At 64.7% G+C, this 23,471-nt stretch carries 25 protein-coding genes and 2 pseudogenes; 12 read left to right on the forward strand and 15 right to left on the reverse strand.

The window, feature by feature from the left end:
• Positions 1-25 precede the first annotated feature (25 nt).
• The 6 genes from H7J86_RS29075 to H7J86_RS29100 form a co-directional block, all read right to left on the reverse strand.
• Positions 26-1,480 carry an MmgE/PrpD family protein gene (locus H7J86_RS29075; protein ID WP_267295172.1) on the reverse strand — a complete coding sequence of 485 codons (1,455 nt, stop codon included), beginning with the start codon at positions 1,478-1,480 and terminating at the stop codon, positions 26-28.
• Complete coding sequence (locus H7J86_RS29080) at positions 1,464-1,988, reverse strand: flavin reductase family protein (RefSeq protein ID WP_090357476.1); 525 nt, start codon at positions 1,986-1,988, stop codon at positions 1,464-1,466. The genes H7J86_RS29075 and H7J86_RS29080 overlap by 17 nt, the downstream gene beginning before the upstream one ends.
• Complete coding sequence (locus H7J86_RS29085) at positions 1,985-2,833, reverse strand: creatininase family protein (protein ID WP_235632835.1); 849 nt, start codon at positions 2,831-2,833, stop codon at positions 1,985-1,987. The genes H7J86_RS29080 and H7J86_RS29085 overlap by 4 nt, the downstream gene beginning before the upstream one ends.
• Before the next feature lie 164 nt (positions 2,834-2,997).
• The gene (locus tag H7J86_RS29090) at positions 2,998-3,804 is read right to left on the reverse strand and encodes an enoyl-CoA hydratase/isomerase family protein (RefSeq protein ID WP_267295174.1); all 807 of its coding nucleotides are present in this window, start codon (positions 3,802-3,804) and stop codon (positions 2,998-3,000) included.
• Positions 3,801-4,658: an enoyl-CoA hydratase-related protein gene (locus H7J86_RS29095; RefSeq protein ID WP_187095574.1), complete on the reverse strand. Its 858-nt coding sequence runs from the start codon at positions 4,656-4,658 to the stop codon at positions 3,801-3,803. The genes H7J86_RS29090 and H7J86_RS29095 overlap by 4 nt, the downstream gene beginning before the upstream one ends.
• Positions 4,658-5,854: an LLM class flavin-dependent oxidoreductase gene (locus H7J86_RS29100; protein ID WP_267295176.1), complete on the reverse strand. Its 1,197-nt coding sequence runs from the start codon at positions 5,852-5,854 to the stop codon at positions 4,658-4,660. The genes H7J86_RS29095 and H7J86_RS29100 overlap by 1 nt, the downstream gene beginning before the upstream one ends.
• A 410-nt stretch (positions 5,855-6,264) precedes the next feature.
• Here H7J86_RS29100 and H7J86_RS29105 point away from each other — a divergent pair, with 410 nt between their 5' ends.
• Complete coding sequence (locus H7J86_RS29105; RefSeq protein WP_090357482.1) at positions 6,265-6,909, forward strand: TetR/AcrR family transcriptional regulator; 645 nt, start codon at positions 6,265-6,267, stop codon at positions 6,907-6,909.
• A gap of 221 nt (positions 6,910-7,130) precedes the next feature.
• Here H7J86_RS29105 and H7J86_RS29110 read toward each other — a convergent pair whose 3' ends face one another.
• Positions 7,131-8,567 carry an MFS transporter gene (locus H7J86_RS29110; RefSeq protein WP_267295178.1) on the reverse strand — a complete coding sequence of 479 codons (1,437 nt, stop codon included), beginning with the start codon at positions 8,565-8,567 and terminating at the stop codon, positions 7,131-7,133.
• A 601-nt stretch (positions 8,568-9,168) separates the two neighbouring features.
• Between H7J86_RS29110 and H7J86_RS29115 the strand changes: the two genes are divergently transcribed.
• Complete coding sequence (locus H7J86_RS29115) at positions 9,169-9,543, forward strand: darcynin family protein (RefSeq protein WP_187095572.1); 375 nt, start codon at positions 9,169-9,171, stop codon at positions 9,541-9,543.
• Between the two features lie 292 nt (positions 9,544-9,835).
• Here the strand turns inward: H7J86_RS29115 and H7J86_RS29120 are convergent, their stop codons facing one another.
• From H7J86_RS29120 to H7J86_RS29130, 3 genes are all read right to left on the reverse strand, one after another.
• A complete protein-coding gene (locus H7J86_RS29120; protein WP_267295180.1) occupies positions 9,836-10,645 on the reverse strand; it encodes an LLM class F420-dependent oxidoreductase in 810 nt (269 codons plus the stop codon).
• A gap of 306 nt (positions 10,646-10,951) precedes the next feature.
• On the reverse strand, positions 10,952-11,800 hold the full coding sequence (gene thiD / locus H7J86_RS29125) for a bifunctional hydroxymethylpyrimidine kinase/phosphomethylpyrimidine kinase (protein WP_267295182.1): 849 nt from the start codon (positions 11,798-11,800) through the stop codon (positions 10,952-10,954).
• A 45-nt stretch (positions 11,801-11,845) separates the two neighbouring features.
• Positions 11,846-12,214 (reverse strand): MmyB family transcriptional regulator, encoded by a 369-nt coding sequence (locus tag H7J86_RS29130; RefSeq protein ID WP_267295184.1) that lies wholly within the window; start codon positions 12,212-12,214, stop codon positions 11,846-11,848.
• Between the two features lie 22 nt (positions 12,215-12,236).
• On the opposite strand from H7J86_RS29130, the gene H7J86_RS29135 reads away from it, so the two are divergent.
• The gene (locus tag H7J86_RS29135) at positions 12,237-12,560 is read left to right on the forward strand and encodes an aldo/keto reductase (RefSeq protein ID WP_267295186.1); all 324 of its coding nucleotides are present in this window, start codon (positions 12,237-12,239) and stop codon (positions 12,558-12,560) included.
• 37 nt (positions 12,561-12,597) lie between these two features.
• On the opposite strand, the gene H7J86_RS29140 is transcribed toward H7J86_RS29135, so the two are convergent.
• Positions 12,598-13,200 carry a TetR/AcrR family transcriptional regulator gene (locus tag H7J86_RS29140; RefSeq protein WP_267295188.1) on the reverse strand — a complete coding sequence of 201 codons (603 nt, stop codon included), beginning with the start codon at positions 13,198-13,200 and terminating at the stop codon, positions 12,598-12,600.
• A 109-nt stretch (positions 13,201-13,309) separates the two neighbouring features.
• On the opposite strand from H7J86_RS29140, the gene H7J86_RS29145 reads away from it, so the two are divergent.
• The 3 genes from H7J86_RS29145 to H7J86_RS29155 all read left to right on the forward strand — a co-directional run bounded on the left by H7J86_RS29145 (position 13,310) and on the right by H7J86_RS29155 (position 16,095).
• On the forward strand, positions 13,310-14,023 hold the full coding sequence (locus H7J86_RS29145; RefSeq protein WP_267295190.1) for an SDR family NAD(P)-dependent oxidoreductase: 714 nt from the start codon (positions 13,310-13,312) through the stop codon (positions 14,021-14,023).
• Positions 14,024-14,207: 184 nt separating this feature from the next.
• On the forward strand, positions 14,208-14,735 hold the full coding sequence (locus H7J86_RS29150) for a nuclear transport factor 2 family protein (protein WP_267295192.1): 528 nt from the start codon (positions 14,208-14,210) through the stop codon (positions 14,733-14,735).
• 88 nt (positions 14,736-14,823) lie between these two features.
• Positions 14,824-16,095: a threonine/serine exporter family protein gene (locus H7J86_RS29155; protein WP_267295194.1), complete on the forward strand. Its 1,272-nt coding sequence runs from the start codon at positions 14,824-14,826 to the stop codon at positions 16,093-16,095.
• Positions 16,096-16,216: 121 nt separating this feature from the next.
• Here the strand turns inward: H7J86_RS29155 and H7J86_RS29160 are convergent, their stop codons facing one another.
• A complete protein-coding gene (locus H7J86_RS29160; protein ID WP_267295196.1) occupies positions 16,217-16,699 on the reverse strand; it encodes a hypothetical protein in 483 nt (160 codons plus the stop codon).
• Positions 16,700-16,926: 227 nt separating this feature from the next.
• On the opposite strand from H7J86_RS29160, the gene H7J86_RS29165 reads away from it, so the two are divergent.
• Positions 16,927-17,361, forward strand: a complete 435-nt coding sequence (locus tag H7J86_RS29165; RefSeq protein WP_187095563.1) for a cellulose-binding domain-containing protein — start codon at positions 16,927-16,929, stop codon at positions 17,359-17,361.
• A 9-nt stretch (positions 17,362-17,370) separates the two neighbouring features.
• Here H7J86_RS29165 and H7J86_RS33650 read toward each other — a convergent pair.
• Positions 17,371-17,649 (reverse strand): annotated as a pseudogene (locus H7J86_RS33650) (class I SAM-dependent methyltransferase); the annotation flags it as partial.
• A gap of 202 nt (positions 17,650-17,851) precedes the next feature.
• On the opposite strand from H7J86_RS33650, the gene H7J86_RS29170 reads away from it, so the two are divergent.
• The 3 genes from H7J86_RS29170 to H7J86_RS29180 all read left to right on the forward strand — a co-directional run bounded on the left by H7J86_RS29170 (position 17,852) and on the right by H7J86_RS29180 (position 21,039).
• Positions 17,852-18,964 carry a glycosyltransferase gene (locus tag H7J86_RS29170; protein WP_267295198.1) on the forward strand — a complete coding sequence of 371 codons (1,113 nt, stop codon included), beginning with the start codon at positions 17,852-17,854 and terminating at the stop codon, positions 18,962-18,964.
• Positions 18,965-19,497: 533 nt separating this feature from the next.
• On the forward strand, positions 19,498-20,373 hold the full coding sequence (locus H7J86_RS29175; RefSeq protein ID WP_267295200.1) for an ROK family protein: 876 nt from the start codon (positions 19,498-19,500) through the stop codon (positions 20,371-20,373).
• 246 nt (positions 20,374-20,619) lie between these two features.
• A complete protein-coding gene (locus H7J86_RS29180; protein WP_267295202.1) occupies positions 20,620-21,039 on the forward strand; it encodes a hypothetical protein in 420 nt (139 codons plus the stop codon).
• A gap of 7 nt (positions 21,040-21,046) precedes the next feature.
• On the opposite strand, the gene H7J86_RS29185 is transcribed toward H7J86_RS29180, so the two are convergent.
• Complete coding sequence (locus H7J86_RS29185; RefSeq protein WP_267295204.1) at positions 21,047-21,634, reverse strand: cysteine hydrolase family protein; 588 nt, start codon at positions 21,632-21,634, stop codon at positions 21,047-21,049.
• Positions 21,635-21,715: 81 nt separating this feature from the next.
• Positions 21,716-21,817: pseudogene (locus H7J86_RS33655) on the reverse strand (L-serine ammonia-lyase, iron-sulfur-dependent, subunit alpha); the annotation flags it as partial.
• Between the two features lie 210 nt (positions 21,818-22,027).
• Between H7J86_RS33655 and H7J86_RS29195 the strand changes: the two are divergent.
• Both H7J86_RS29195 and H7J86_RS33660 read left to right on the forward strand, forming a co-directional pair.
• Entirely contained in the window at positions 22,028-23,050 is a 1,023-nt protein-coding gene (locus H7J86_RS29195; protein ID WP_267295206.1) for an LLM class flavin-dependent oxidoreductase, read from the forward strand.
• Between the two features lie 101 nt (positions 23,051-23,151).
• Positions 23,152-23,355 carry an MBL fold metallo-hydrolase gene (locus H7J86_RS33660; protein WP_372517348.1) on the forward strand — a complete coding sequence of 68 codons (204 nt, stop codon included), beginning with the start codon at positions 23,152-23,154 and terminating at the stop codon, positions 23,353-23,355.
• The last annotated feature ends 116 nt before the right edge of the window (positions 23,356-23,471 follow it).

A 23,471-nucleotide genomic window follows, 5' to 3' on the forward strand; every position in this document is an offset into this window, starting at 1 on the left:
GTCACGTGTCGGCGGGCACGTGCGCTCAGGGGAAGATTCCGTGCGTGATGGGTGCTTCATCCAGGATATGTTGGCTGATAACAGGATTCAGCATGCCCAGCATTCCCCGTTTCAGGTCGCTCAGGCAGGTCACCACGTCCAGGAAGCGCTGTTGCTCTCGCCTGTCGATGACCCCCTCGGCAAGTTCGGTGAACTTGGCGATGTAATCGCTGCGCTGGAAGGGGCGGGCACCCGACGGGTGTGCGTCGGGGGCGGCGAGTTCATCGGTGATCACCGCGCCGGACTTCATCGTGATCGTGGCCCGTGCACCCAGCACCATTTCTGCCGGACTCCCGATGGTGGAGATCTGTTGGCACAGGGCCATCGTGTCCGCCCGCTGCGACCGCTCGGGTGTGTAGGACTGTTCGTGATGCCAGGCACCGTCTTGCAGCGCAACGGCGAACACGTACGGCACCGAGTGGGCGAGTGCATCCCGCGCCGGCTGGGAGTTGAACACACGCGGATCTCCGGCGCCGGCTGTCACGTGAGCGTCTTGCCGGGTGTGCAAGACGATGGACTTGATGGTCTCGACCCGGCCGATCCGGTCCCGCATCGCCAGGGCCAGATCGATCCAGGCTTGGCAGTGGTAGGCGGCGGAGTGCTTTCGGGGGAAGCTGTCGAGAATGGCCGTCCTCGGTTCGCCCGGCGCGGGTAACCGTGCCCCGGAGTCGTATTCGGTCAACAGCCAGTCGTACCCGCCGTCGCCGGTGACCTCTTGTTGACGCGGGTGGCGTTCGCCGTGCATGGCGCGGTCAACAGCTTCGATCGCCACCTTGCCTGCGTAGGAGGGTGCGTAGCCGTTGCTGCCGGCCTCCGGACTCCGCCGGCGCCAGCGGCCGGCGGCAGTCAACTGGACCGTGTCGGTGATGGCGCTGTAGATGGTCTCGGGGGAGAGCCGGAGCATGGTGCCCAGGCCGGCCGCCACCGCGGTGCTCACCTGTCCGGGATGACCGACCGCTCTCTGCGCCGGGTGAGTTCGCTGAATCAGGGCGATGTACACCTCGTAGGCGGTCGCGATGCCGTTGACCAGATCGGTGCCGCGAAGCCCCGTCTGCTGGGCCACGGCCGTCAGCGCCGGAATGGTGGTGCCGGGGTGCGCGTCATCGGCGGCCGGGAACACGTCGTGCAGCTCAAGCTCGTGGGCCGCGACACCGTTGGCGAAGGCGGCCCACTCGGCGGAGTAGGCGCCGTCGATGCCGAAGATCGCGGCGCCTGGCGTGGTCCGGTGTGCCCGGGCCTGGGCGCGCGCCAGTGTGATGGAATGCCGACTCGAGGCGGCGGCGGCAACAGCGGCGTTGTCGATGATGCGGTTGATCACCATGGCCCTGGTCTCGGCCGGCACCGCGGCGGGATCCGCGGCGAGCTCCGCGATCTTCCAGGCCGGTTGGTCGGCGCGGGGCAGGAACTCGGCGTGCGGTCGGACCTTACTGGGGCTTGTCATCGGTGACCATCGTCCGGAAACGGCTGTCGTGGAAAATCAGTGGCGATACGGTCTCGTCGTCGGCGGCACTGATGACCTCCATCAGCACGACATCGTGATCGCCCGCGGTGATCGACGTACTGATCCGACAGTCGAGCCAGGCCGCGGCGTCGGCGAGAAAGACAGCGGAGGAAGGGTTGGCGAACCAGGTCAGCCCGGCAAAGCGATCGGCGTTCTTGGCCGCCAATTGACGCGACAGCTGCCCGTGTCCTTCGGCGAGCACCGAGATCCCGACATGGTCTTCTCGCGACAGCTGCGGCCACGTCGTCGATGTGTGCTGTACGCAGATCGATACCAAGGCGGGCTCCATGGATACCGGGGTGAACGACGTGGCCACGATCCCCACCGGTTGACCGTCGCGCACAGCGCAGATGGCGGCCACGCCGGTCGGATACCGGCCGTACAGCCTGCGAAGCCGCGACATGTCATGGGCGGCGGCACCGGAGCCGATCGCGGTGAAAGTGTTCATGTTTCGTCTTCCTCAGTGGACGCGGCGTGCAGTGCGGCGAGGGATTGGCTCGATGGACGAACTGGCGCTTCCCGGCTGCGGACGTAGTCGGTGATCAGCCCGGTGACCGCGTCCAGGCAAGCGCGACCGATCGCGGGAGCGGCTCCGATGGGATTGCCGAGAATGCCATTGGGGGAGAAGGCTTTGAGACCTTCGTCGAGCACACGGGTGAGAAAGGCGTCGTCGGTGGTCACCTGGTAGCCGGGAACCAGTCGATCGACCCGCACGCGTTCGGGATGCAGCGCGAGCATGATCGACGTTTCGGCGATATCGGCGTGCCCGCCGACACTGTCGCCGCGCCCAGACGGTTCTGCTGCGGCACGCCACGCGTCGAGGATCGCCTGACTGCCGGTGAAGACGATCACCGACAGAGGTGCCAGTTTGGCGGTGAGCCGGGCCTCGAATTCGCGCATCACCGGATAGTTCCCAATGTGCCCGGAGAACAGCACCAGGGTGCTGAAGCCCGAATCTGCCAAGTTCACGCCGTAGTCCTCGCAGATTGCTTCCAGCGTGGAGGCGCGCAGCGACAGGGTTCCCGGGAAACCGAGGTGGTGCGGTGAGTACCCGACCCGCACCGTCGGCAGGACCAGTGCATCCCCGAGCTTGCGCGCCACGCGTATCGCGAGCTCGTCGGCATGATCGGCGTCCATCGACAGCGGCAGATGCGGACCGTGCTGCTCCACGGCGGCCAGGGGGAGGATTGCGGTGCGTGCGCCCTGCGCAATCGCAGCCGCAACCTCGTCGCTGGTCATCCGCTCGATCCGCAGTTCATGGCCGGCGTCGCCCACGGACGCCGACTCACTCATTGCCCCGCCCCGACAGGCGAGCTCGGCCGGCGATCTGATCCTGATCGCGTGCTTCGTTCATCCCACGCGCTCAGGGCCGCATGCCGCGCCGGCATCGACCTGGCTGTTCGGAAAGTTCTCTCTACGACCATTGTCTGCCTTCGTCCTCGGCGAGCTCGTTGGTGCTATCGGTCTGTCGGTTGGCGGCTGGTGAACACCTTGTCCCGATTCCAGCCGGCGCGCAGCCCCGCGGCCACGGGATCCACGAAGTAAGCGTTCGCGGCAGCGATCGTGTCGGCCAACGACCGTTCATCCCGGGCGTCGTCGGGATCGTTGACGCTGCGCTTGAGCGCGCCGTACAGAACCGGAGCCTTTGCCCCGGCGGTGCGCGCCGCCACGATGGCCGAACCAAGCAGGGTGTCGGGCTCTTCGAGGTGTTCGACCAATCCGATCCTGACGGCCTGCTCGGCCGAGAACAGGTCCCCGGACAACACCATCGACCGGACCGCGCGGGCCCCGATGATGCGCTCGGCGCGCTGGATCCCCTTGTCCGCCGGCAGCAGACCGTGGTTGATCTCCGGGAATCCGAACTTCGCGTTCGGGGTCGCAAAGACGGTATCGGCGAAGAGCACCAGTTCCATTCCGCCCCCGACACAGTGCCCGTTGACTGCCGCGACGAGAGGCCGGGGAAACCGATCCAGTGCGACGAGCAGTGCGTGGAAGTCCCGCATCCGTCCCTCGATCTCCGCCGGCCCAGTGCCCTCGAGCTCCTTGATGTCGCCCCCGGCGGTGAAGAAGCGCGCACCGGCACCGGTGAGGACCACCGGTGCCGGTGCGGCTTGGGGAGCCAACTCGGCGAAGAACGTGCGAAGGCTGGCCACCAGGCTGTGGTTCAACGCATTCGCCGGCGGTCGGTCCATGGTGACCACGAGGACACCGGAGTGGTCGGCCCACGTCAGCCCGGGGAGCGCAGCGTTGGCGATATCAGTCATGCCTGGCTGACCGTCTCCGGTGACGGTGCGGCAGGATCGCCGTGCGCAGAGGGAAAACGCGTGGGGCGCTTCTCCCGGAAGGCTTTCCGCGCCTCGAGGTAATCGGCACCGGCGAAATTGAGTGTTTCCAAAGCGGCCGAGAGCTCCTGCTGCGGAATCGCGTTGGTCAGCCAACCGGTGTTCAGCGACCGTTTGGTCCACTGGATGGCGCGTTGCGAGCCCAGCGCGAGATCGTCGGCGATCGCCAGTGCACGTTCGAGCACCTTGTCTCTGGGCTCCACCAGGCTGACCAGCCCGATCCGTTCGGCTTCGATTCCCGTCAAGCGAGCGGAGGTGAGCTGGTAGTACTTGGCCTTGGCCATGCCGACGAGCAGCGGCCAGATCAGCGATGAGTGGTCGCCGGCGACCACGCCGACACGGGTGTGCCCGTCCATGAGAACAGCGTCCTCGGCGGCGATGCTGATGTCGGCGAGCAGTCCCAGCGACAGACCCCAACCGACGGCCGGTCCGTTGATCGCCGTGATGATCGGCTTGTCCATGTTCAGCGTCGCCAGGATGCGCTTGCGTTCGGTCTCCATGAGCGCGATCGCGTCTTCCAGCGATGGATCGGGTTGGGCGACATCCATACCCGTGCAGAAGCCGCGGCCCGCGCCGGTGATGACGGCGACCCGGGTCTGTGGGTCGCGGTCGATGTCGAGCAGCAGGCTCCCCATCATCTCGAACATCGGCATGGTGAGCGCGTTGAGGTGTTCTGGCCTGTTCAGGGTGATCAGGACAACGCCGTTGGGTTTGCGTTCGATGAGGATCTCTTCCGGATAGCGTGCGAAGATGTCGTCGCCGTTGAGGGTGCTCATCACGCCTCACCCGCGCCCACGCCACTGACTGCTGGTTGCTTCTGGTTCATGTTCTCCTCAAAGGCTTCTCGTTCGGCATAGTGCGCGGGACGCGCGGCGCGGATATCGGCCAGGACGGCCTCCGGGGTGCGTGCCACGCCACGCGGGTTCTTGAACTTCGGGATGACGTACTTTCCGAAGAGTTCGATCGACTTCATGAGCTCTTTGTGTGGTAGGCCGTCGATACGCATGACCAGTGAATCGACTCCGAGATCGGCGAAACGCTGAACCTGGGCGATGCAATCGTCGGGATCGCCGACGATGAATCCGGACGAGTCTTCGAACATGTAACGCTCGTCGTCGAAGTCCAGATGTTTCACCGCGCCCATGTACTGGTAGTCGCTGGACAGCTTCGACAGTCGCTCATAGGCATCGGTGGACAGGCCGACCGTCTCCTTGAGACCGCGGGCCCCCGTGCGGGCCTCCTCGCGGGTCTCCGCACAGTGCATGCCTCCGCCGATCGCCACGAGTCGCTCGGCCTGTACCGGATAGGTGTGCGTTGCCGAGGCCAGTGCATCGTCGTAGAGACGGATCATGTTCTCGACGAAATCGAAGCCGAGGTAGAAGCCACCCACGATGGCGCCGATGCCGAGGCCGGCGGCTGCCCGGACAGATTCCGGACTCCCGGTCGCCATGTGGATAGGGGGGTAGGGCGTTTGGATGCTTCTGGGAACCAGGCTGCGGGGTGGGATCTTGTAGTGCTCGCCGACGAAGGAGAACACGTCGTTGTGCAGAGCGCGGCGGATGACTTCGATTCCCTCGAGCTGCTGGGACTTGTTCTCCGAGGGTGAGACCTCGAAAGCACGCAATGCGAGCGTGGTGTTGCCTCGCCCGACGCCGAGTTCGACCCGACCGTGAGACAGCAGATCCTCGGTGGCCAACCGCTCGGCGACGCGGAGGGCGTGGTTGATCCGGGTGGGAAGCAAGGTGACCAAGTGAACGAATCGAATCCTGTTGGTCAGGGCCATCAGGTACGGGTACAGCACCTCGGGCGCGGACGTCGTGGCAGTACCGATGGCCAGATGCTGTTCCGAGGTGCCGAACGCATCGAAACCCACCTCTTCGGCCAGGAGCACCTCATCGATGAGTTCGCGATAGCGGTGCTCGTACGAGGCGCCGGGGGCAGTCTCGCCCTCGCTCATGAATATGAATCTCATGCCCTTCTCCATCTCCTCCAATGTGAATGCTCATTAACCTATGGCCAGCGAGGCGCACTGTCAAGATGCAACCGCAGATTGCCGTCAATAAGACTGGTGTACAGGCAGATTGCGCTAGACGTACCGAGGCGACGCGATGCTCTCGGTTACGTAACGATGTTAATCACAACCGCTTCTGCGTAAAGAGAATGCTCCGGTCGGAATGGCGGTGCACCCATCAGTTCTCGGTGTAGATGGGCCGGAGACGGTGGTGCTGACCCGAGCTGGTGAATCATCGCTAACAGCTGTGTCGCAGGGTGGGGTGCGCGCAATGGTGTCGTCACCTGCGCGAAGGCGACGGTACGGGCTTCGCGGCGCGATGTCGTCCGTTGCCGCAGATGTGAATCCGATGCGGGGTATGGTGGACCCTTATGGCATCGTCGGGGACAGCGTCTATCGGGGCAGAGGTCGCGGTCGGGCGGAAGAGTGAACCACAGCCCCGTGGCTCGCGGCGGAAACTGCTCCTGGATGCCGCCGCCGATCTGTTCCTGCACCACCCGTACGACTCGGTGACGGTCGGCATGGTCGCCACCGAAGCGGGGATCTCTGGTCCGGGCCTGTACCGCCACTTTCAGAACAAGCAGGCGCTGCTGATCGCGGTCGTCGAAGAAGGGCTGCAGGAGCTACATCAGTTCGCTCGGGCCACCGTCGACTCCGAACCAGATCCACGTGCCGCGCTGACGGCAATGGTCGACTTCCATGTGAGATCCGTGATCGCCGATCCGCCGAGGACTCTCATCTTCCTGAAGAACGAGCACGCACTTCCGGAATCCGATCGGCGCCGCATTCGCCGTGAGATGAATCAGTATGCGCAGGAATGGGTTCTGGTTGTCCTTCAGCTCCGCCCAGATCTATCAGAACCGCAGGTCCGGCTGTTGACGCAGGCGGTGTTCTCGATGCTCAACTCCGTGGCCACGCTCAACAAGGGGCTGGACCAAGAAGAGATCGTCGCGACGATGTCGACCGCGGCCATGCAAGCCCTGACCTGCCTCAGGTCCACCGGGCCGGCGGGCTGACTGTCCGACACGGACAAGCTGGAAGCCCGGCCTTCACCAACTGTGAGAGCCATGATGAGTCTCGGGGAGGCCCTCGCGCAGGCATTCGCCGAAGCGGGGCCGATGTCGCCGACCCGTTCTCTTGGTCTGGATCTGGTGGACGGTGGTCTCACCATCACCTGACGGTGCGGGAAGAACTGTGGTATCAGCGATAGGACCGCCCCCGGATCCGGCGGACCTGACTACGCTGCCGACACTTTCGAGGTTCGGACAGCCAGCACGAGGACGAGGGCGGCAAGGGCGATCACACCGGACAGTCCCCAGGAGATGGCGAATCCGCTCCACGGAGGTGGTGCGCCGGGATCACCTCCGTCGACGGTGAGGGCGGCGCCGGACACCTGGGCGCCGATCGTTCCCGCCACCGCCTGGATCGCGAAGTTGAGACCATTGAACTCGGTCACCTTGTTCGCCGGGACACCGGTGACCACAAGGTTCAGTGATTGAGTCATGGACACCGTCAGGCCGAAAATGACGAACAATGTCGCCAGGAAGACGATCGCGATACTGCCCCGGTGCCCGGCTGCCACCATCAGTACCGCGCCGCCCAGGATCGAGATCGGTCCGATCGACGAGGCGAACCGGGACCCGATCAATCTGTCCAGCACCGAAATCAACGGTGCGGTGAGCCCGATCAAGGTGGTGGTCACCAGGATGACGGAGGTGACGGTCGCTGATCCACCAAGGCCGTAACCGGTGGAGGCCGGCAACTGCGTCTGAATGGGGACGTTGATCAGTGTGGCGTTGATGCAGTATCCGGCGAGGAACATCAGGCCTGACGACGCGATGACGGTGAAACTGCGCATGACCCGCAGATCGACCAGCGGCTCGTTGCCGGTGAGTTCGACGCGTACGAAGGCGATGATGGCCACCAGTCCAGTTGCGAACAGCAGCAGCAGTTGCGGTGACCGCCACTCCCATCCGGGCGCGAACGTCAGCGCCAGCAGAATGCATGCCAGAGCGATGGCCAGCAGGACGCTGCCGGCGACATCGATACTCGGTCTATCGCCGCTGGTGCGCAAGGAGCGGGGCACGAAGCACCACACCGCCGCCATACAGCCGGCCAGCGCGATGAACGGCACCCAGAACAACCACCGGTACGAGAGGTGGTCTGCGATCGGTCCAGCGACCATTGTTCCGACCGCGGTGCTGCCGTAGATGGCGCCGACCAGAATGCCGTTCGCCGATTTCGTCCGGGCCTCGCTCTGGGTGTCCCTGATGATGCCGATGGCCAGTGGGACGGTGCTCAGACCTACACCTTGCAGCAGTTGCCCGATGATCAGCATCTCGATGGACATCGATAGCGCCGACATCAGAGTTCCGGTCGCCACGATGGCGAGTATGCATAGCAGAGTGCGGCGTTTGTCCCATACCTCACCCAGCCGGCTCGCGATGGGCGTCGCGATGGTGCCGGTGAGGAGCATGCCCGTGAGGACCCAGGAGATCGTCGATCCGGGGACTTGGAATTGCTCCTGCAAGATCGGAAGTGCAGGCGGCGTTACTGATTCGTTCAGGCCCTTGAACGCGGCAACGCATGAGATCACCGCGGCAAGAATTGCACCCGCGCGTGCGCGTTGGTCAGCGGGTGTAACACCCGAGACACGGGAATCGCGTAGGGACATAGAGCTGTTCCTCCCTCGGTGATGAACAGATAACCCGGGTGTGCGACGAAGAGCCGACTCCGCGCGACGACCGTCAAGTGTCACCGGTGCCGTGGCTGACGAGGCAATGCCAGCCCGCGGACCGCGAAGCGGCAGAGCCGGCGGCGAGTCGTTGGGAAATCGCCCTGCCAAGGATGAGCCTCTCCAGATGTGACTGATCATTAACTTATGGCTGTGATGTGATCTTGTCAACAGTTTGTCGCCGACAGCGATGGCTGCGAGCGCGGGATGTGGCTAGAAGTGCCTGTGCATAACAGATCTTGCCGCTATCGGTGTCCTGTGAACCCTCACCAGTTGACCTTCACCGGGAGTCGTAGTCGTTTCCTATATGTGAATATTGATTAACGTATCCAGACGGGCGGAGCGCCCTGATCATCGGAACGATCCCCGCACCGTCCAGCGCCGCACTGTCGGGGTTGACGGCCGCCAAACCCACGGGTTACCTTGACTGTGCATGCAATAACGCGTGCGGTGGTGACAACCTCACAGGTCAGCGAAGAGATTCGTTGGCCTGTTCTCGTTTCTCTTCGATGTCGGAACAGTCGATGAAGAGAGCGAGACCATGTCTGAGAAACTAGCCGAGCCAAAGTCGGCATTGACGGTGTTCATGCTGGTGAAAACCAACCCGGAGTGGTTGGCGCTGCCGGTGGAGCAGCGTTACGCCGAGATGCTCAAGTATCTGCAGCCGGCACTCGACCGGCACCCTTCCGTCCAGTTGCGTTGGTATGACACGGAGTTCTACAGCGCACGGGTGACGGACACGTGGATGTGGGATATGTCCGATGCCCATGAGTACGAGCTCGTGGTGGAGGAACTCCGCGAAACACCGTTGTGGGACCGCTATTTCAGTATCGTTGAGATCATCCCCGGCGTGCTGAATGCCTATGCCGACAATTATGGCAGGAACGCAATCGGCCGGCACTCACCCGAGAAGTAGAGGACACTATGAGGCGAGCTGTACTCATCACGGGAGGTGACCTTTGGCGAGTTCTTCGACAACCCGCTCATGGCGCTGAGTCATAGGCGAGATTCGAGATCTTGGTCAACAAGCTGGGTTCGACGGTCGAACGCCGTTCGGACACGCCACCGTCGGTGCCCTTGCGCCAGGGGCGACGGCGACGGACTCGGCGGCGGCAGGCGCGATCTGCGCCATCACCGCCGAGTCCGCCGGTGGGATCACCGCTCAACGCATCGAAGCGTCCAGCGGCCAGAGCATGTAGGTACCGATCTCACCCGTGGTCCCGCCATGCGACGACCTGCTTGAGAGACGTCAGGTCGTAACCGTTGTCCGCGGTGAGCTCGGTCTGAAAAAGCGTCACTCCTGCGTCGCGGAAGGCATCGGCGCTGTCGGGGTTCTCCCACAGGGTCGAGCGCTCGATATCAGCACCATTGCGGCCGAACGTCGCTGCCAACTCATCGACACGGTCGCTGGACCTGCGGAATGCGTCCAGATCCTGGAACGCGTGCCAGATATCGGCGTGTCTTGCGACGGCCGGCAGCGAGCGCTTGGGTCCGGTGCCGCCAATGAGGATCGGTAGCTTTCGCACGGGCGGCGGAATCAGTGCGGCGAGCCGATTCTCGATGCGGATGAGGCTCTCGTCGAACAGATCGAAGCGAGAGCCGAAGGTGCCGAAGTCGTAACCGTAGGTGGTGTAATCCTTTTCGTACCACCCCGCGCCGAGGCCCAGGATGAGCCGGCCGCCGCTGATGTGGTCGACGGTGCGCGCCATATCGGCGAGGAGGTCCGCGTTGCGATATCCGACGCCGGTGACGAGGAGTCCGATCTCAGCGTGTGAGGTGATCTCACCCCAGGACGCGAGCGCGGTCCAGCCCTCGAAGTTGGCGACGTCGGGCTGCTCGTCCGACAGGATGGGCTTGCCGTCAACGATGGCTTCCATCGCCGGGCGGTGGAAGTGGTCGTAGCCGAAGATCACGTCGACGCCCAGGTCGTCGGCGGCCAGGACGGCGTCGCGCCAGGTGCGGTAATCGGGCGTGCCTCCCGGCTGGATCTGTACAGCGACGCGGACGGGACGGGTCATGGAAGCTCCTGGGTCGGGGAAGGGACGACTCTTGGGGCAAGTTCACCGGCGGCGGAGTTTATTCCGGATCGGTCTGGGGGAGTGCTCGGTGTGTGCGCCGACCTATCCAGGATTGCGCGCGTGGTCCGCTCGCCGGCGGGTCCGCTTAGGCCATGCGCACGCGGCCGCTCGACACGGATCTCCCCACCGGCATGGTGCCACTCGTCGACTCCGCCGAAGTAGTCTTCCAGCTGCTTGTAGCTGGTCAGTGTCTCGCCGGGCCCCTCAGAGCCACCCAGCGCCAGCGGTCGTCGCCGGTGGCCGGGCTCACGCGAGTGACAGCCTCGCCATGCCATTGACCGGACCGTGGCCCCGTCCCAGGGGATAGGCGGCGCGGATGCAGTCGGTGACCCAGAGCTTCCCGAACCGGACCGCCTCCGGCACGGAGTAGCCGTGTGCCAGCGCTGCGGTGATCGCCGCGGCAAGGTTGTCTCCGGCGCCGTGATCATGCGGGGTTTCGACTCGAGTGGCGGTGAACTCATGAAACTCGGAGCCGTCGAAGAGAAGATCGGAACTGGTCCGCGAGGCGCGCAGGTGACCACCCTTGACGAGAGCCCACCGCGGTCCCAACGCGTGCAGCGCCCGAGCCGCGTCGTGTTGGCTGTCGTCGTCGACGACATCGATGCCGACAAGTAGTCGTACTTCGTCGAGGTTGGGCGTCACCAACGTGGCCAAGGGGATCAGTTCGTCGCGGATGGCGTCCAGGGCACTGGGGTGCAGAAGTGGCTCACCGACATTGGACGCGCACACCGGATCGACCACCAAGGGGACGTTTTCGTCGAGACCTTCGGACCTCCAGGTCGCCACGACGGTCCTGATGATCTCGCTGGACGCGAGCATCCCGGTTTTGGCCGCCTCGATACCGATATCAGAAGCTACTGCGCTGATCTGTCCGGCGACCACATCGACGGGAATCTCGTGGAACTTCTTGACACCCAAGGTGTTCTGAACAGTGACAGCGGTGACAGCCGCACACCCATGAACACCCAGCATCGCAAAGGCGCGCAGGTCAGCCTGCAGGCCTGCGCTGCCGCCGGAATCGGACCCCGCGATCGTCATGACGCGACGGGGAGTCTGTCCCTGCCGGGGCAGCGGAAGGACGTGAGCGTCGGCCATGGCTCATTGTATCCAGGGTTGTTTGAAAGCTGACTCAGGTAACTGTCATTCTGTTGCGGCCCACGAGCACAACAACGACAGCGCCTCGGCGCTCGGAGAACCCGCGTCTGCGTGGTAAACGACCAATTCCTGACCAGGGCTTGAGCGTACGTCGAATGTCTGCATCGTCAACGTCATGATCCCGACCATCGGGTGCCGAAAGCTCTTTTGCTGCAGAGATTTTCGCCGAGCGTCGTGGCGAGTCCGCAATTGCGCGAAGGCAGGACTGGCTTCCAGCAGTTCGTCGCGTACCGTTCGAAGGCGTACGTCGTTGGGCGCCAGCCCGAAACCATGCCGGAAACTGGCCACCGCGTCCTCGGCGACAACCGACCAGTTGCAGTAGAAGGTCTGAGCGTCGGGTTCGGTGAAGATCACGTGCATCAACTTCTTGGAGTAGTTGGACCCAAGTGATTTCCGCGCGCGTAATCCGAGGTTCACCGGTGACGCGAGCCGGCAGAATCAGGTCATCGCCGACACCGTCCGCACGGTTGCGGGGCGCCTCGGCGTGCTACCGGCGCAGGTTGCCCTGGCCTGGGTGTATGCGCAAGCGCCGCGGTTGGGCGTTTCGGTGGTGCCGATCTCCGGAACCCGCCACGCCAACCGGCTCGACGAGAACGCCGCCTCTCTCGATGTTGAGCTGGATGACGACGCGCTCGCGCAGTTGCAACCCCTCAGTGACATGGTCAAGGGCGGACGTTACGCCGATCACGGCGTGCGCTGAGAAGCTGAGGTGCCCTACGAGCGAGAATCCAAACTGCTCAGGGCAATTCGGGAGCAGGTTGCGGTAGCGCGCTCGCGCCTTCCGGGCGCAACCCGTCGAAGATGATCGCCAGATAGCGCCGCCACAAATCGGGGGGCGGATCGGGGAGACCCTCCATCACGTGCACCGGTGCGCACATCAGCAGGAAGACATCGGTTCCGGTGACATCAGGGCGGATTGCGCCGGCGGCGCGGGCGTTGGCCACGAGCGTCTCGACGCCGGCATGCACCTCATCGCGGATCGCTACCACCCTGGCATCGCTCGCGCTGTATGTCTGCAGGTAGGTCAGATCGTGCTGGCGTCGCTGATCGGCGGCGATGGTCAGGAATTCCAGCAGCGCCATACCGGGGTCTGGGGCATCCGCCAATGTGTGCGCGGCGTCGGTGAGGGTGACCAGGCGTTCGCAGACCAGGGCGGCGATCAGATCGTCTTTACAGGCGAAATGCCGGAACACCGTGCCCTTGGCCACCCCTGCACGACGGGCGATATCGGCAACCGAGGCCTCCATGCCGCGCTCGGCGAACACCTCCTCGGCGGCGGCCAGGAGCGATTCGCGGTTGCGCGCAGCGTCGGCACGCAGGGTGCGAGGGGAGGACGGCACCACCGCATGCTACCAAGTTGACCGTATGGTCATCTTCTGCCTACAGTGTGCCGAGAAAGGTGACCGTATGGTCACCTTTGGCGTCGATCCGGAACACTGTGGAGGACAAATGGAATTGGCAGGCGCCACGGCTTTGGTCACCGGCTCCAATCGCGGTATCGGCATGCATTTTGCGACGGAACTCCTGCGGCGCGGGGCGAAGGTGTACGCCACGGCGCGACGGCCCGAGCTCGTCGACATCCCGGGGGCCGAGGTGCTCCGCCTGGATATCACCGATCCGGAGTCGGTCCAGGCCGGCGCCGAGATCGCCGGTGACGTCGACATCCTGATCAACAATGCGGCCGACACCGCGGGCGGCAGTTTGGTGACCGGCGATCTGGTGGCCATCCGGCACGTGATGGAGTCGAATTACTTCGGCACGCTGAATGTCATCCGGGCGTTCGCGCCGATTCTCGCGCGCAACGGCGGTGGTGCCATCGTCAACGTGCTGTCGGCAGCAGCGTGGCTCACGGTGGAGGGCAACACCGCCTACGCCGCGGCCAAGTCAGCCGAATGGGGCCTCACCAACGGCGTGCGCCTCGAATTGGCCCAGCAGGGAACACATGTCGTCGGCCTCATGCCCGGGCTCATCGGCACCGAGACGCTTTTCGAGTTCGCACGCACGGCCGGTATCGAGTTTCCCGAGGGTGCGGTCATCGAGCCGGCCGCACTCGTCGAGCTGGCCCTCGACGGGCTGGAGGCAGACGAGATCGAGATCGCCGATGCGATCGGACTTCGAGCCAAAGCCACCCTGGCGGGGCCACCGCAAGCCTTTGCCCTCTGACACCCTGTCGGCTCCCGACTAGCAGCGTGCCCACCCGAACTGGACGGAAGGGGCGTTAGGTCCCTTGCCTTCGAGGTCGCTGCCGACCCTGCGAGGACTTTCCACGCCGCGCGGGCGCTCGGATTCCCTCCTAGGAGCACTGCGCCCTGGTTGGCGCGTAACCGCGGCGCTTACGGTCGTTGCTATGGCATCCAGAGGCTGGCGACGGCGGTTGAGGGCGACGATCGTGGTGGTCGCCACCTTGGTGGTGGTAGGGGCGACGGTGGGTGTCAGCGCGACGAGTAACGCCGAAGATGTCGACCGAACCGTACGGGAGCAGCGCAACGCTGAACTGGTGCGCGACGCCTTTGCGCGGGGTGTGGGCGACGAGACGAGTTTCTTTTCGGTCTTGGCCGAGGACGTGCAGTGGACGGTCGCCAGGGCGGAAGATCCTAGGACGTACACCAGCCGATCCGAGTTTCTGCGCGAAGGCGTAACGCCTATCCAGTCGAGGCTCAACGGTCCGATCCAGGCGAACGTACAACAGCTGATCACCGATAACGATGTGGTGGTGGCGGTTTGGGACGGTACCGCGACTGCACGCGACGGTCTTCCATACGTCAACAGCTACACGTGGGTGATGACCATGCGCGATGAACGAGTGGTACGTGCATCGGCATACCTCGACTTTGTCGCGCTGAACGATCTGCTGGAACGAGTACCGCCGCAATGACTGCGCCCCTGGCAAGGGCCTCGCGACGGCCGGGTCGCGAACCCGCGTGAAGTATCCGATACCCGCCTGACCTGGCAGAGTGACACCCGTGTCCGAACACGACGACACTGTCCGAACACTGCTGGCGTACTTGGGTGCCGCAATGGTCGCGACCGGGCAACCGGTGGGCGACGTGGAGGACGAGCTGGCTGAGGTGAGCATCGCGCTGGGACATCCCGACGTTCAGATCGCGGCCTCGCCGACCGGCATCCTTGTCACCCTGGCCAGTGGTGCCCCCGTCACGTTCGAGGCAGTCCAGGGCGGACTGCGCCTCGACCAGGCTGCCGAGGTCCGACTCATCCGGCACCGATTGGTGCGGTCGGTCCTCACGGCGGCCGAGGCCACCGAGGAGCTGCGCGCCCTACGCGACCGCCCACCGCGTTATCCGCTGTGGATGGCCAACCTCGGTTGGATCGGCATCGCCACCGGTATCGCGCTGATCCTGCAGCCCGGCGGTGCCAACGTGGTCTTTGCCGCCGGGGGTGCGGTCGTGGTGGTGGCGCTCTTTCGCCTGGGGCAGCGGTTCGGCCTGATCGCCACGCTGCTGCCCACACTGGCCGCCTTCCTCCTTGCCTGCGGCGTCTTCGCCGCAGCCAACGCCGATCTGCTGGAGGGTCCGCTGCGCACCCTGTTGCCTCCGCTGGCGGTCCTGCTGCCCGGTGCGCTGATTGTGACGGCGATGTTCGAGCTCGCCGCCGGTGACATGGTGGCTGGCGCATCACGGCTGATCTTCGGGCTGGTCCAGCTGCTGCTGTTCACCCTGGGCATCGTCGCGGCCAGCCACCTGATCGCCGTGCCCGCAGCTGAATTGACCAACCTCCGTGTCGACACCTTGGGCTGGTGGGCGGCGCCGCTGGGGCTGATCCTGATCAGCCTCGGGATCGGGGTGCTGGAGAGCCCGCCGCTCCGGTTGCTGCCGTGGATCATGCTGGTGCTGGTCCTCGCCTTCGCGTCCCAGAGCTTCGGGCAACATGTCGGGGGAGCCGCGCTCGGCAGCTTCCTCGGCGCCGTCGCCGCCACCCTGGGTTCCTCCCTCGTTGAGGCCGTGCGTCCCGATCTGCCGCGGCTCGTGGTGTTCATGCCGGCCTTCTGGCTGCTGGTTCCCGGTAGCCTCGGGTTGCTGTCCACCACCACGCTGATCACCCATCCCGCCGGGGAGGCGGCAAATGCGATCGACGTGGTGACGGTGGTCTGCGCGATCGCGGTGGGACTGTTAGTCGGCGCCGCGGTCGCCCGGTCCTTCGGTGGCGCCGTGGCCAGGTTACGGCGCCGCGAACCGCGGGGTCGACGAGGACGGCTGGGCCGCAGCCTGTTGCGCTGACCCACCGGAAGCACCGGACGCCGGCATCGTCATTGACCGAACCTGTTCGATGCCAGACGCTTTTGCGCCAGTGTGCGCTTGCGCACCGACCACGGCGATCTCTTACGCGCTCCCGTCTCCGTCAGAATCGATCGAAGATCGAGTTGACGATGTCATCGCCGATGCCGATGCCCGCGCCGGTGACCATCGCCTGCCCGAACCGGCCGCTGAGGAATCGTTGCAGGGTGCCGCCACTGGACGCGGACTGCTGATACCGCTGGTACTGCGGCGGTTGCTGGTATTGAGACGCCTGTGGGTACTGCAGCGGCGCGGCATAAGTGGCGGGAGCGGAGTAGGCCTCTTGCGGTGCGGCCGGTTGCGCCGCCGAAGTGACATGATCATCGACGAGTCCGTGAATGGCTTGCAGGAGTTCGGTTGTCGTGGTCTGCTCATCCCTGATCGCGAGAGCGATCTCCTTCAGATCCAGCCCCCACTCGCGCGCATTGGTATCGCCGGCGGCGGCTGCGGCCGACAGCTTGTCGCCCAGCGTCCGGATCAACGTGGCGGTCTGGTCCGCCTGCGATTGCAATGCGGCGAACTGCCGGTCCACGGTCTCGGTGTTCATCAGCGAATCCTTTCGTCTCTCCTTTCCGAACTACTCCCGCCGACTGAGGAGAAGCTGAGGGTTCGCTGCCGGAAACTTCATTGGATGGGCGGTCCCGCGGCTCGGGCCTCGCTCGATCTCGCCGTGGGTCTTCCGGGATCTCACGACGGTCTCGGTTCCGCAAAGGTTGGTAGCTGTGCCGTGGCGTAGGGTTCGGCTCCGCCGGAGCCGATTTAGGCTTGGCGATCGTGGCCACATCGGATGCGAAGGTGAAGCGCCGGCGTGTAGCTCTTCACGCGGCGGCATCGGCTGTGGTGGTGTTGGTGGTGGCGCTCGGGCTATCTCCAGCCCCAATCGCTCACGCCGACGCTGCCATGGCCAGACTGTCGGTGACATCAACGTGGCAGACCGGTTTCATCGCACGCTTCGTCATCACCAACCCGACCGCAGTGCCTTTGACGGACTGGAGGCTTGAATTCGACTTGCCGATCGGGGAATCCGTGTGGCACAGCTGGAACAGCGCCTTTACCCAATACGGCACTCATTACGTGTTTGGGCCGGCCAACTGGAATCGGATCATCCCGCCGGGTGGTTCGGCAACAGGAGGCTTCCGGGGCGTGCTCAGCGGCACCTACTCGCCACCGGTGAACTGTGTCCTCAATGGTCAATCGTATTGCGTTTAGCTCCGGTTCGATCAAGTGCAGTAGCAGCAGCGCCGTCGCAGCGTCGAACGGCCCTTCGGGGGCGTCGTCGACGTATCCTTCGTGCACGTCCATGCGTGCGGCGAGCGGCCCGAGGGTGTCCTTGGCGAGGTCGATCATCGGTGCGGACGGGTCAACCGCCAGGAACCTCCACCGCGGGTGCGCTGTGGCGAAGGCCTTGATCTCCAGGCTGCCTCCGGCCCCCAACGCCAGGAGATGGGCGTCTGCAGGTGTTTCCTCGGGGAGCAACACCGATGCCATGGTGTGCATGGTGTGGATGTCGTGCTAGCCGGGCAACGGCATAGGTCACTGGTAACCCGCCCCATTCGATTCCGCCGTGACGGCCTCCTTCGCGCCTATCCGCCGACTGGGTCAGCGGCCGCCGATAGTCAAGAAGCTGACAGCTGGCTGGCATTCAGCTTTGCTACTGTGCCCCATGCTCGAGGGGGACTCGGCCGGAGGCCGATCATCGATGAACACGTCACCGAATGCACATGTACCGCGGCGCGCAGCAACGGAGTCCTCGGCGGCCCCGGCCAGGCGGGCACTGCGTGTGCACCTGTGGCCACGCTGGTTCGACAACCCCTACCTGCCCAACCTGATCGCGTCACTGCGCATGTCCGGGGTCGAGGCCAGCTCCTCGACCTCGCTCTACCTCGGCGCTTGTCGCCTGCGCGCCGGCGACTGGATACATCTGCATTGGCCGGGTGAGGCACACCTGCACCGGTCCCGGCTGCTGTACCGACTGCACGCGGCATCGGTCCGGATTCAACTGCACGCGCTCAAGCGGCGCGGGGTCCGGATTGCCTGGACTGCACACAACCTGGTTCCGCATGACGACCCGCACCCTGATCTGGGTCGCCGGGCCCGGCGAGAACTCCTGTCCATCACCGACCACGTCTTCGTCCATTTCGACGGAGCCCGTGTCGAACTGGCCGATGCCTTCGGGTACCACGGACCGTGCACCACGGTGCACCATCCGCACTACATCCAGGACTACCCGGCTCCACCACCTCGGGCCGAAGCTCGCGCCCAGCTCGGTCTGCCGGCGGACGGATTCATCGCCTTGGCGTTTGGGCGAATCCGTCCCTACAAAGGCCTGGGTGTCGCAATCGAGGCCTTCCAGCGCATCGCCGGCGAACACGACCGTCTCGTCATCGCCGGACCTCGACAGGGCGATATATCAGCGGAATTAGAAGCGGCAGAAGAAGATCCGAGAATCATTCTGCGCGCCAAGAAGATTCCGGACAGCGAGGTTCCCCTTTACTTCGGCGCGGCCGATGCCGCGGTGATCGCGCACCGAGCGTTCTTCACCTCCGGCAGTGCCGTCCTGGCGCTGAGCATGGGATGCCCGGTGGTGGGCCCGCCGCTACATCATTTGGCCGATCTCTCGGGCCCACCTCGACTGTATGCGGCTGAGCAGACCGTCGATGACCTCGCGGCAGGTCTCGCCGCCGCCCGGGACTCCGCGCGCGACAGCGACCAAGAACAACTCCGGGATTGGGTCGCACGCTACGGCACCTGGCGCGATGCCGGGGCGCGAGTCGCCGGCGTGCTCGGCAGTGCCGACACCGTCCGTGCTTGACCGCACCGGTTCGCGTCGACCAAGTCGCCGGGCAATGAGACCTCCCGAAGCGCCACGATACGAATCAGCGATTCGGTCGAGACGCGACAGGGGAGAGGTTCCGCTGGAGGTGTGCGCTACCGCGGTGTCAATCGGATCTGCAGGCGTGAGTGGTCAAGTGTCAAGGGCGGTGGGTCGGTCGGGGGTTTAAACCGCCTAGAAGGTCGACGTCGAAGTCGTATTCGGCGATCGAGCTCATTCCGGCATCGGACCTCCGTGGCGTCGGATGCTATTGTGCGCGAACCGCGTTGGCTGGGGCTGATTCGTCGGAGGAGATGCGACGCTACGTGGCGTCCGCCGCAGCGCGCGAGGCCGTCAGCTCGAGCGGCGGCAGCTAAGCGAGCTCACTCTGATAGGCGAGTCCACCGTCGATCGTCACGATCGTGCCGCTGGTGTTCGCCCTGGAAGTCGACGACGAGTACGCACGACGACTGGTACGCGACGTGCTGGCCATGGTCCGCTGAGCGGCCGCCGTAGACCTGGGTTTGAATGTGGTGGCCGAGGAGGTCTCCGACCTGAACATCGCCGATGGTCCCGTGGCGGTATTGGATTGGCTCGCTGCACGATTCACCGAATTGCTGATGACCGTTGGCGACCAGGCGCACCGCGTATTGGCGATCGGCATCGGCCTGCCGGGTCCGGTCGAACACGCCACCGGCAAACCGGTCGCTCCGCCGATCATGCCGGGCTGGGACGGCTTCGACGTCCCGCACTACCTGCAGCAGACATTCCCAGTCCCGGTACTCGTGGACAACGACGTCAACCTGATGGCACTCGGTGAGGCGGCCACTGCCTACCCGCACGTCTCGCCCCTGGCCTTCGTCAAGGTCGGGACTGGCATCGGATGCGGAATCATCACCGGTGGAAGGGTTTTCCACGGGGCGCACGGTGCCGCTGGTGATATCGGGCACATCCGCGTCGCGGATCACCAGGACGTCGTGTGCTGGTGCGGCAATGTCGGCTGCCTAGAGGCCGTCGCCGGCGGCAAGGCCTTGGTTGCGAACCTGCGTGAGTCTGGAGCCCGTACGAACGGCGATGTCGTCGACCGGGTGCTGGCCGGTGACGCGGCGGCCGTCCGCGCTGTCCGCAACGCCGGTCGAGAGATCGGGGGCGTACTCGCCGGATTGGTGAGCACGATCAATCCCGCCGTGATCGTCCTCGGCGGCCAGATCGCCGACGCAGGCCAATACCTGCTTGCCGGTGTCCGCGAAACCATCTACGCCCGCTCGCTGCCGCTCGGTACCCGCGACCTTGAGGTGACCCGATCTCGGTTGGCCGACCGAGCGGGTATCACGGGCGCGGCCATGATGACCACAGAGCATGTGCTCGCAGCCGACTCGATCGATGCACTCGTGGGGGCGGTGCGGTGACGACGTCCCGGTTTGGCGGCCGGGTGATCAGGGTGTGGCGGGGAGCCCGTCTACGAGGACGTCCAACAGGCGGCTCGCTCGGGCGTCGCACTCGGGGGGCTTGGCAACGGTGAGACCACTGACGCCGAAGCGCGGGCGGTGTGCAGGAATGTGGCAGGGGAGAGGCGCAGCACGCCTACCGATCAACGCCGGTCGGTTCTGCGAAGTTGGGACCGGTAGGCGCTTTGACGGTATTCACTTCACGCCATGAAGAACATCATCATCGGCGCGGTCGCGGCAGGCTCGGCCGCGGTCGGCCTCGCCACGGCGGCACCGGCCAATGCGGAACTCGGTCCGGGCGAATACCACTACCGCAGCGTCATGGCCAATGGGACTGTCACGGACAACCTGGTGCGGGTGACGAGCTGTGGCCCCGGCTGCATCTCGGTCTTCAACCTCACGCTGAACACCGACCAGGGGCAGGCGCACATTCAGGGCAACCAGTACGTGCTCGACCAGTTCGTTCCCGCTGGCGCGTTCTGCACCGACGGGCGTCCGGTCGACGTGGTCACGCGCTACACCTTCGACCTCGACGGTGCGAGCGGGCTCTACACGCTCAACGGCCCCGATCCCTGTGGAAACAGCGGCCCGGTGGGCGAGACGCGGTTCACGTTCACTCCCGCGTGAGCGACGCTCAGGCACCGTGACCGCTGAGACGGTTCTTCGGCGCGGGTGTGAACGTGACCTGCGCTGTCTGGACTACGTCTGCGCTGCGGCCGGGGGCAGTTTGCTGATCCCAGTATAGGTTTGTGTGGTTGATGAGCTGGTCAGGCGGTGGAGTGCCTGATGCTGTGGAATCGTCTGTGGTGTGCGCGTCACCGACCAGTGTGACGTCATAGCCACGAGTGAACGCCCCGTGCAGCGTCGACCTTATGCAGAAATCTGTCTGGGCACCCACCACCACGAGATGCCCCACACCGAGCTGAGCAAGAACGGTGCTGAGCGCGGTACCTTCGAAAGAATCGCCATGGCTCTTCTCCACCAGGGGTTCACCCTGGCTTCGGGTCAACTCGGGTACCAACTCCCACCCTGGTGTTCCGCGCAGCACGTCGTCGTCGTGATGCTGGATCCAGATCACCGGGACTGACTCACGTCGTGCCCGCTCGATCAGGCGAACGACATTGGCGAGCACAGCCTCGCGCGCATGCGCTTTGGCCACAACGTCATTCTGTAAATCGATAACGACCAGTGCCGAGCCCTGGCGTCCTTCGAGTGTGCTCACGCTCAGCAGTCTCCGTTTCTATCGCTGCATGAAAAGGTGCTCGGTGCGCCCGTCGTTGCGGGCCGCGAGTGAAATTCAGCATAGGACCGCCGGAATGATGCGCTCGGTTCCGTTGGTCGGAGCCGTCACCACGCGCGATCCAGTCGCGTTCTCCTCGTCGACTGCCGTCGCCCAGACGTTGACAGGGGGCAAGCTCATCATCACCGCCGAGCAGGGCATGTTTGCCGAATCGTCAACGAGATCAGCAGCTTCAGGGACCCGCAACATCAGAGACCGGCGGCAACGCGGGCCGCCGCGGCGGAGCTTTCACGTTGACAGCGAAACCCTCAGTGCACGGGAGCAGGCATGTTCGGGTGAGGAATTCATCTTTGCTGCGGCTGGTTACTAACACCCGTGAAGAACATAGGTTTCCTCTCGTTCGGGCATTGGTCGGACAGTCCGCATTCGCGGGTCCGCTCTGCGGCGGATGCCCTGCTGCAGTCGATCGAACTCGCCGTCGCCGCGGAGGAGCTCGGTGCTGACGGGGCCTATTTTCGCGTGCACCACTTCGCCCAGCAACTCGGCTCGCCGTTCCCGTTGCTGTCCGCGGCGGCCGCGCGCACTCGCCGCATCGAGCTCGGAACCGGAATCATCGACATGCGCTACGAGAACCCGTTCTACATGGCAGAAACCGCGGGTGCGGCGGACTTGATCTCGGGTGGCCGACTGCAGCTGGGCATCAGCCGCGGATCGCCGGAGCAGGTGATTGGGGGATACCGATACTTCGGCTACGCGCCCAGCGCGGACGACGCCGACGGCGGGACGATGGCACGGGAACACACACGGCTGTTTCTCGATGTGCTGAAGGGGGAGGGCTTTGCACAGCCCAACCCTCGCCCGATGTTCCCCAACCCGCCCGGCTTGTTGAGGATCGAGCCTCACTCTCCGGGGCTGCGCGAGAGGATCTGGTGGGGCGCGGGCAGCCGTGCTACCGCCGAATGGGCGGCGCAGCAAGGCATGAACCTGATGAGTTCCACGTTGCTCACCGAAGACACCGGCGTGCCTTTCCATCAACTGCAGGCCGAGCAGATCCAGCGTTTCCGTGACACCTGGAGGGCAGCTGGTCACGAGCACGCGCCGCGAGTCTCGGTGAGTCGCAGCGTCTTTCCGATCGTAAGCGACCTGGATAAGCAGCTGTTCCGGCACAACCAGAACAGTACCGACCAGGTCGGCTTTCTCGACGGCGGAACAGCTCGCTTCGGCAAGACCTATGCGGGGGAGCCTGACAAGCTCATTGCGCAACTTGCGGAGGACGAAGCCATCGCCGCAGCCGACACCCTGCTGCTGACAGTCCCCAACCAACTCGGTGTCGACTACAACGCTCACGTGATCGAGAGCCTGCTGAAGCATGTCGCGCCGGAGTTGGGTTGGCGATGACGCGTGCTGAAGCCCCGCACGCGGCGAGCTCTTCTTGCGCCGACTGATTCGGCACCTGAGGCATCGGCTGCGCCGTCTGCGTTGACGCTCGACTGCGGGCTTTGGAGGTCGACCCCGGCGAGATCCGCCACGTGGTGAACTCGCATTTGCACTCCGGCCACGCCGCCGGCAACGTCTCGATGCCGAACGCGAAGGTCGTCGTGCAGCGGGAGGAATGGGCGTTCGCGCACTCGCCAGACGACTTTGCCTACGAAGTTGAGGAGTTCATACCGTCAGTCGCTGAGGACCCTCCGGGCCCTACGTGACCAGGGGCCACAGTGTTCTCGGTCACGACCCCGGCTTTATCCCTGGCCTCGTAGATGGATCGGGATTTCACGGTGGCCGCCAGACTATGCTCGAACCGGCTCACACCGGAACGGCC

The organism is Mycobacterium hackensackense (assembly GCF_025822555.1).
GTDB lineage: Bacteria > Actinomycetota > Actinomycetes > Mycobacteriales > Mycobacteriaceae > Mycobacterium > Mycobacterium fluoranthenivorans.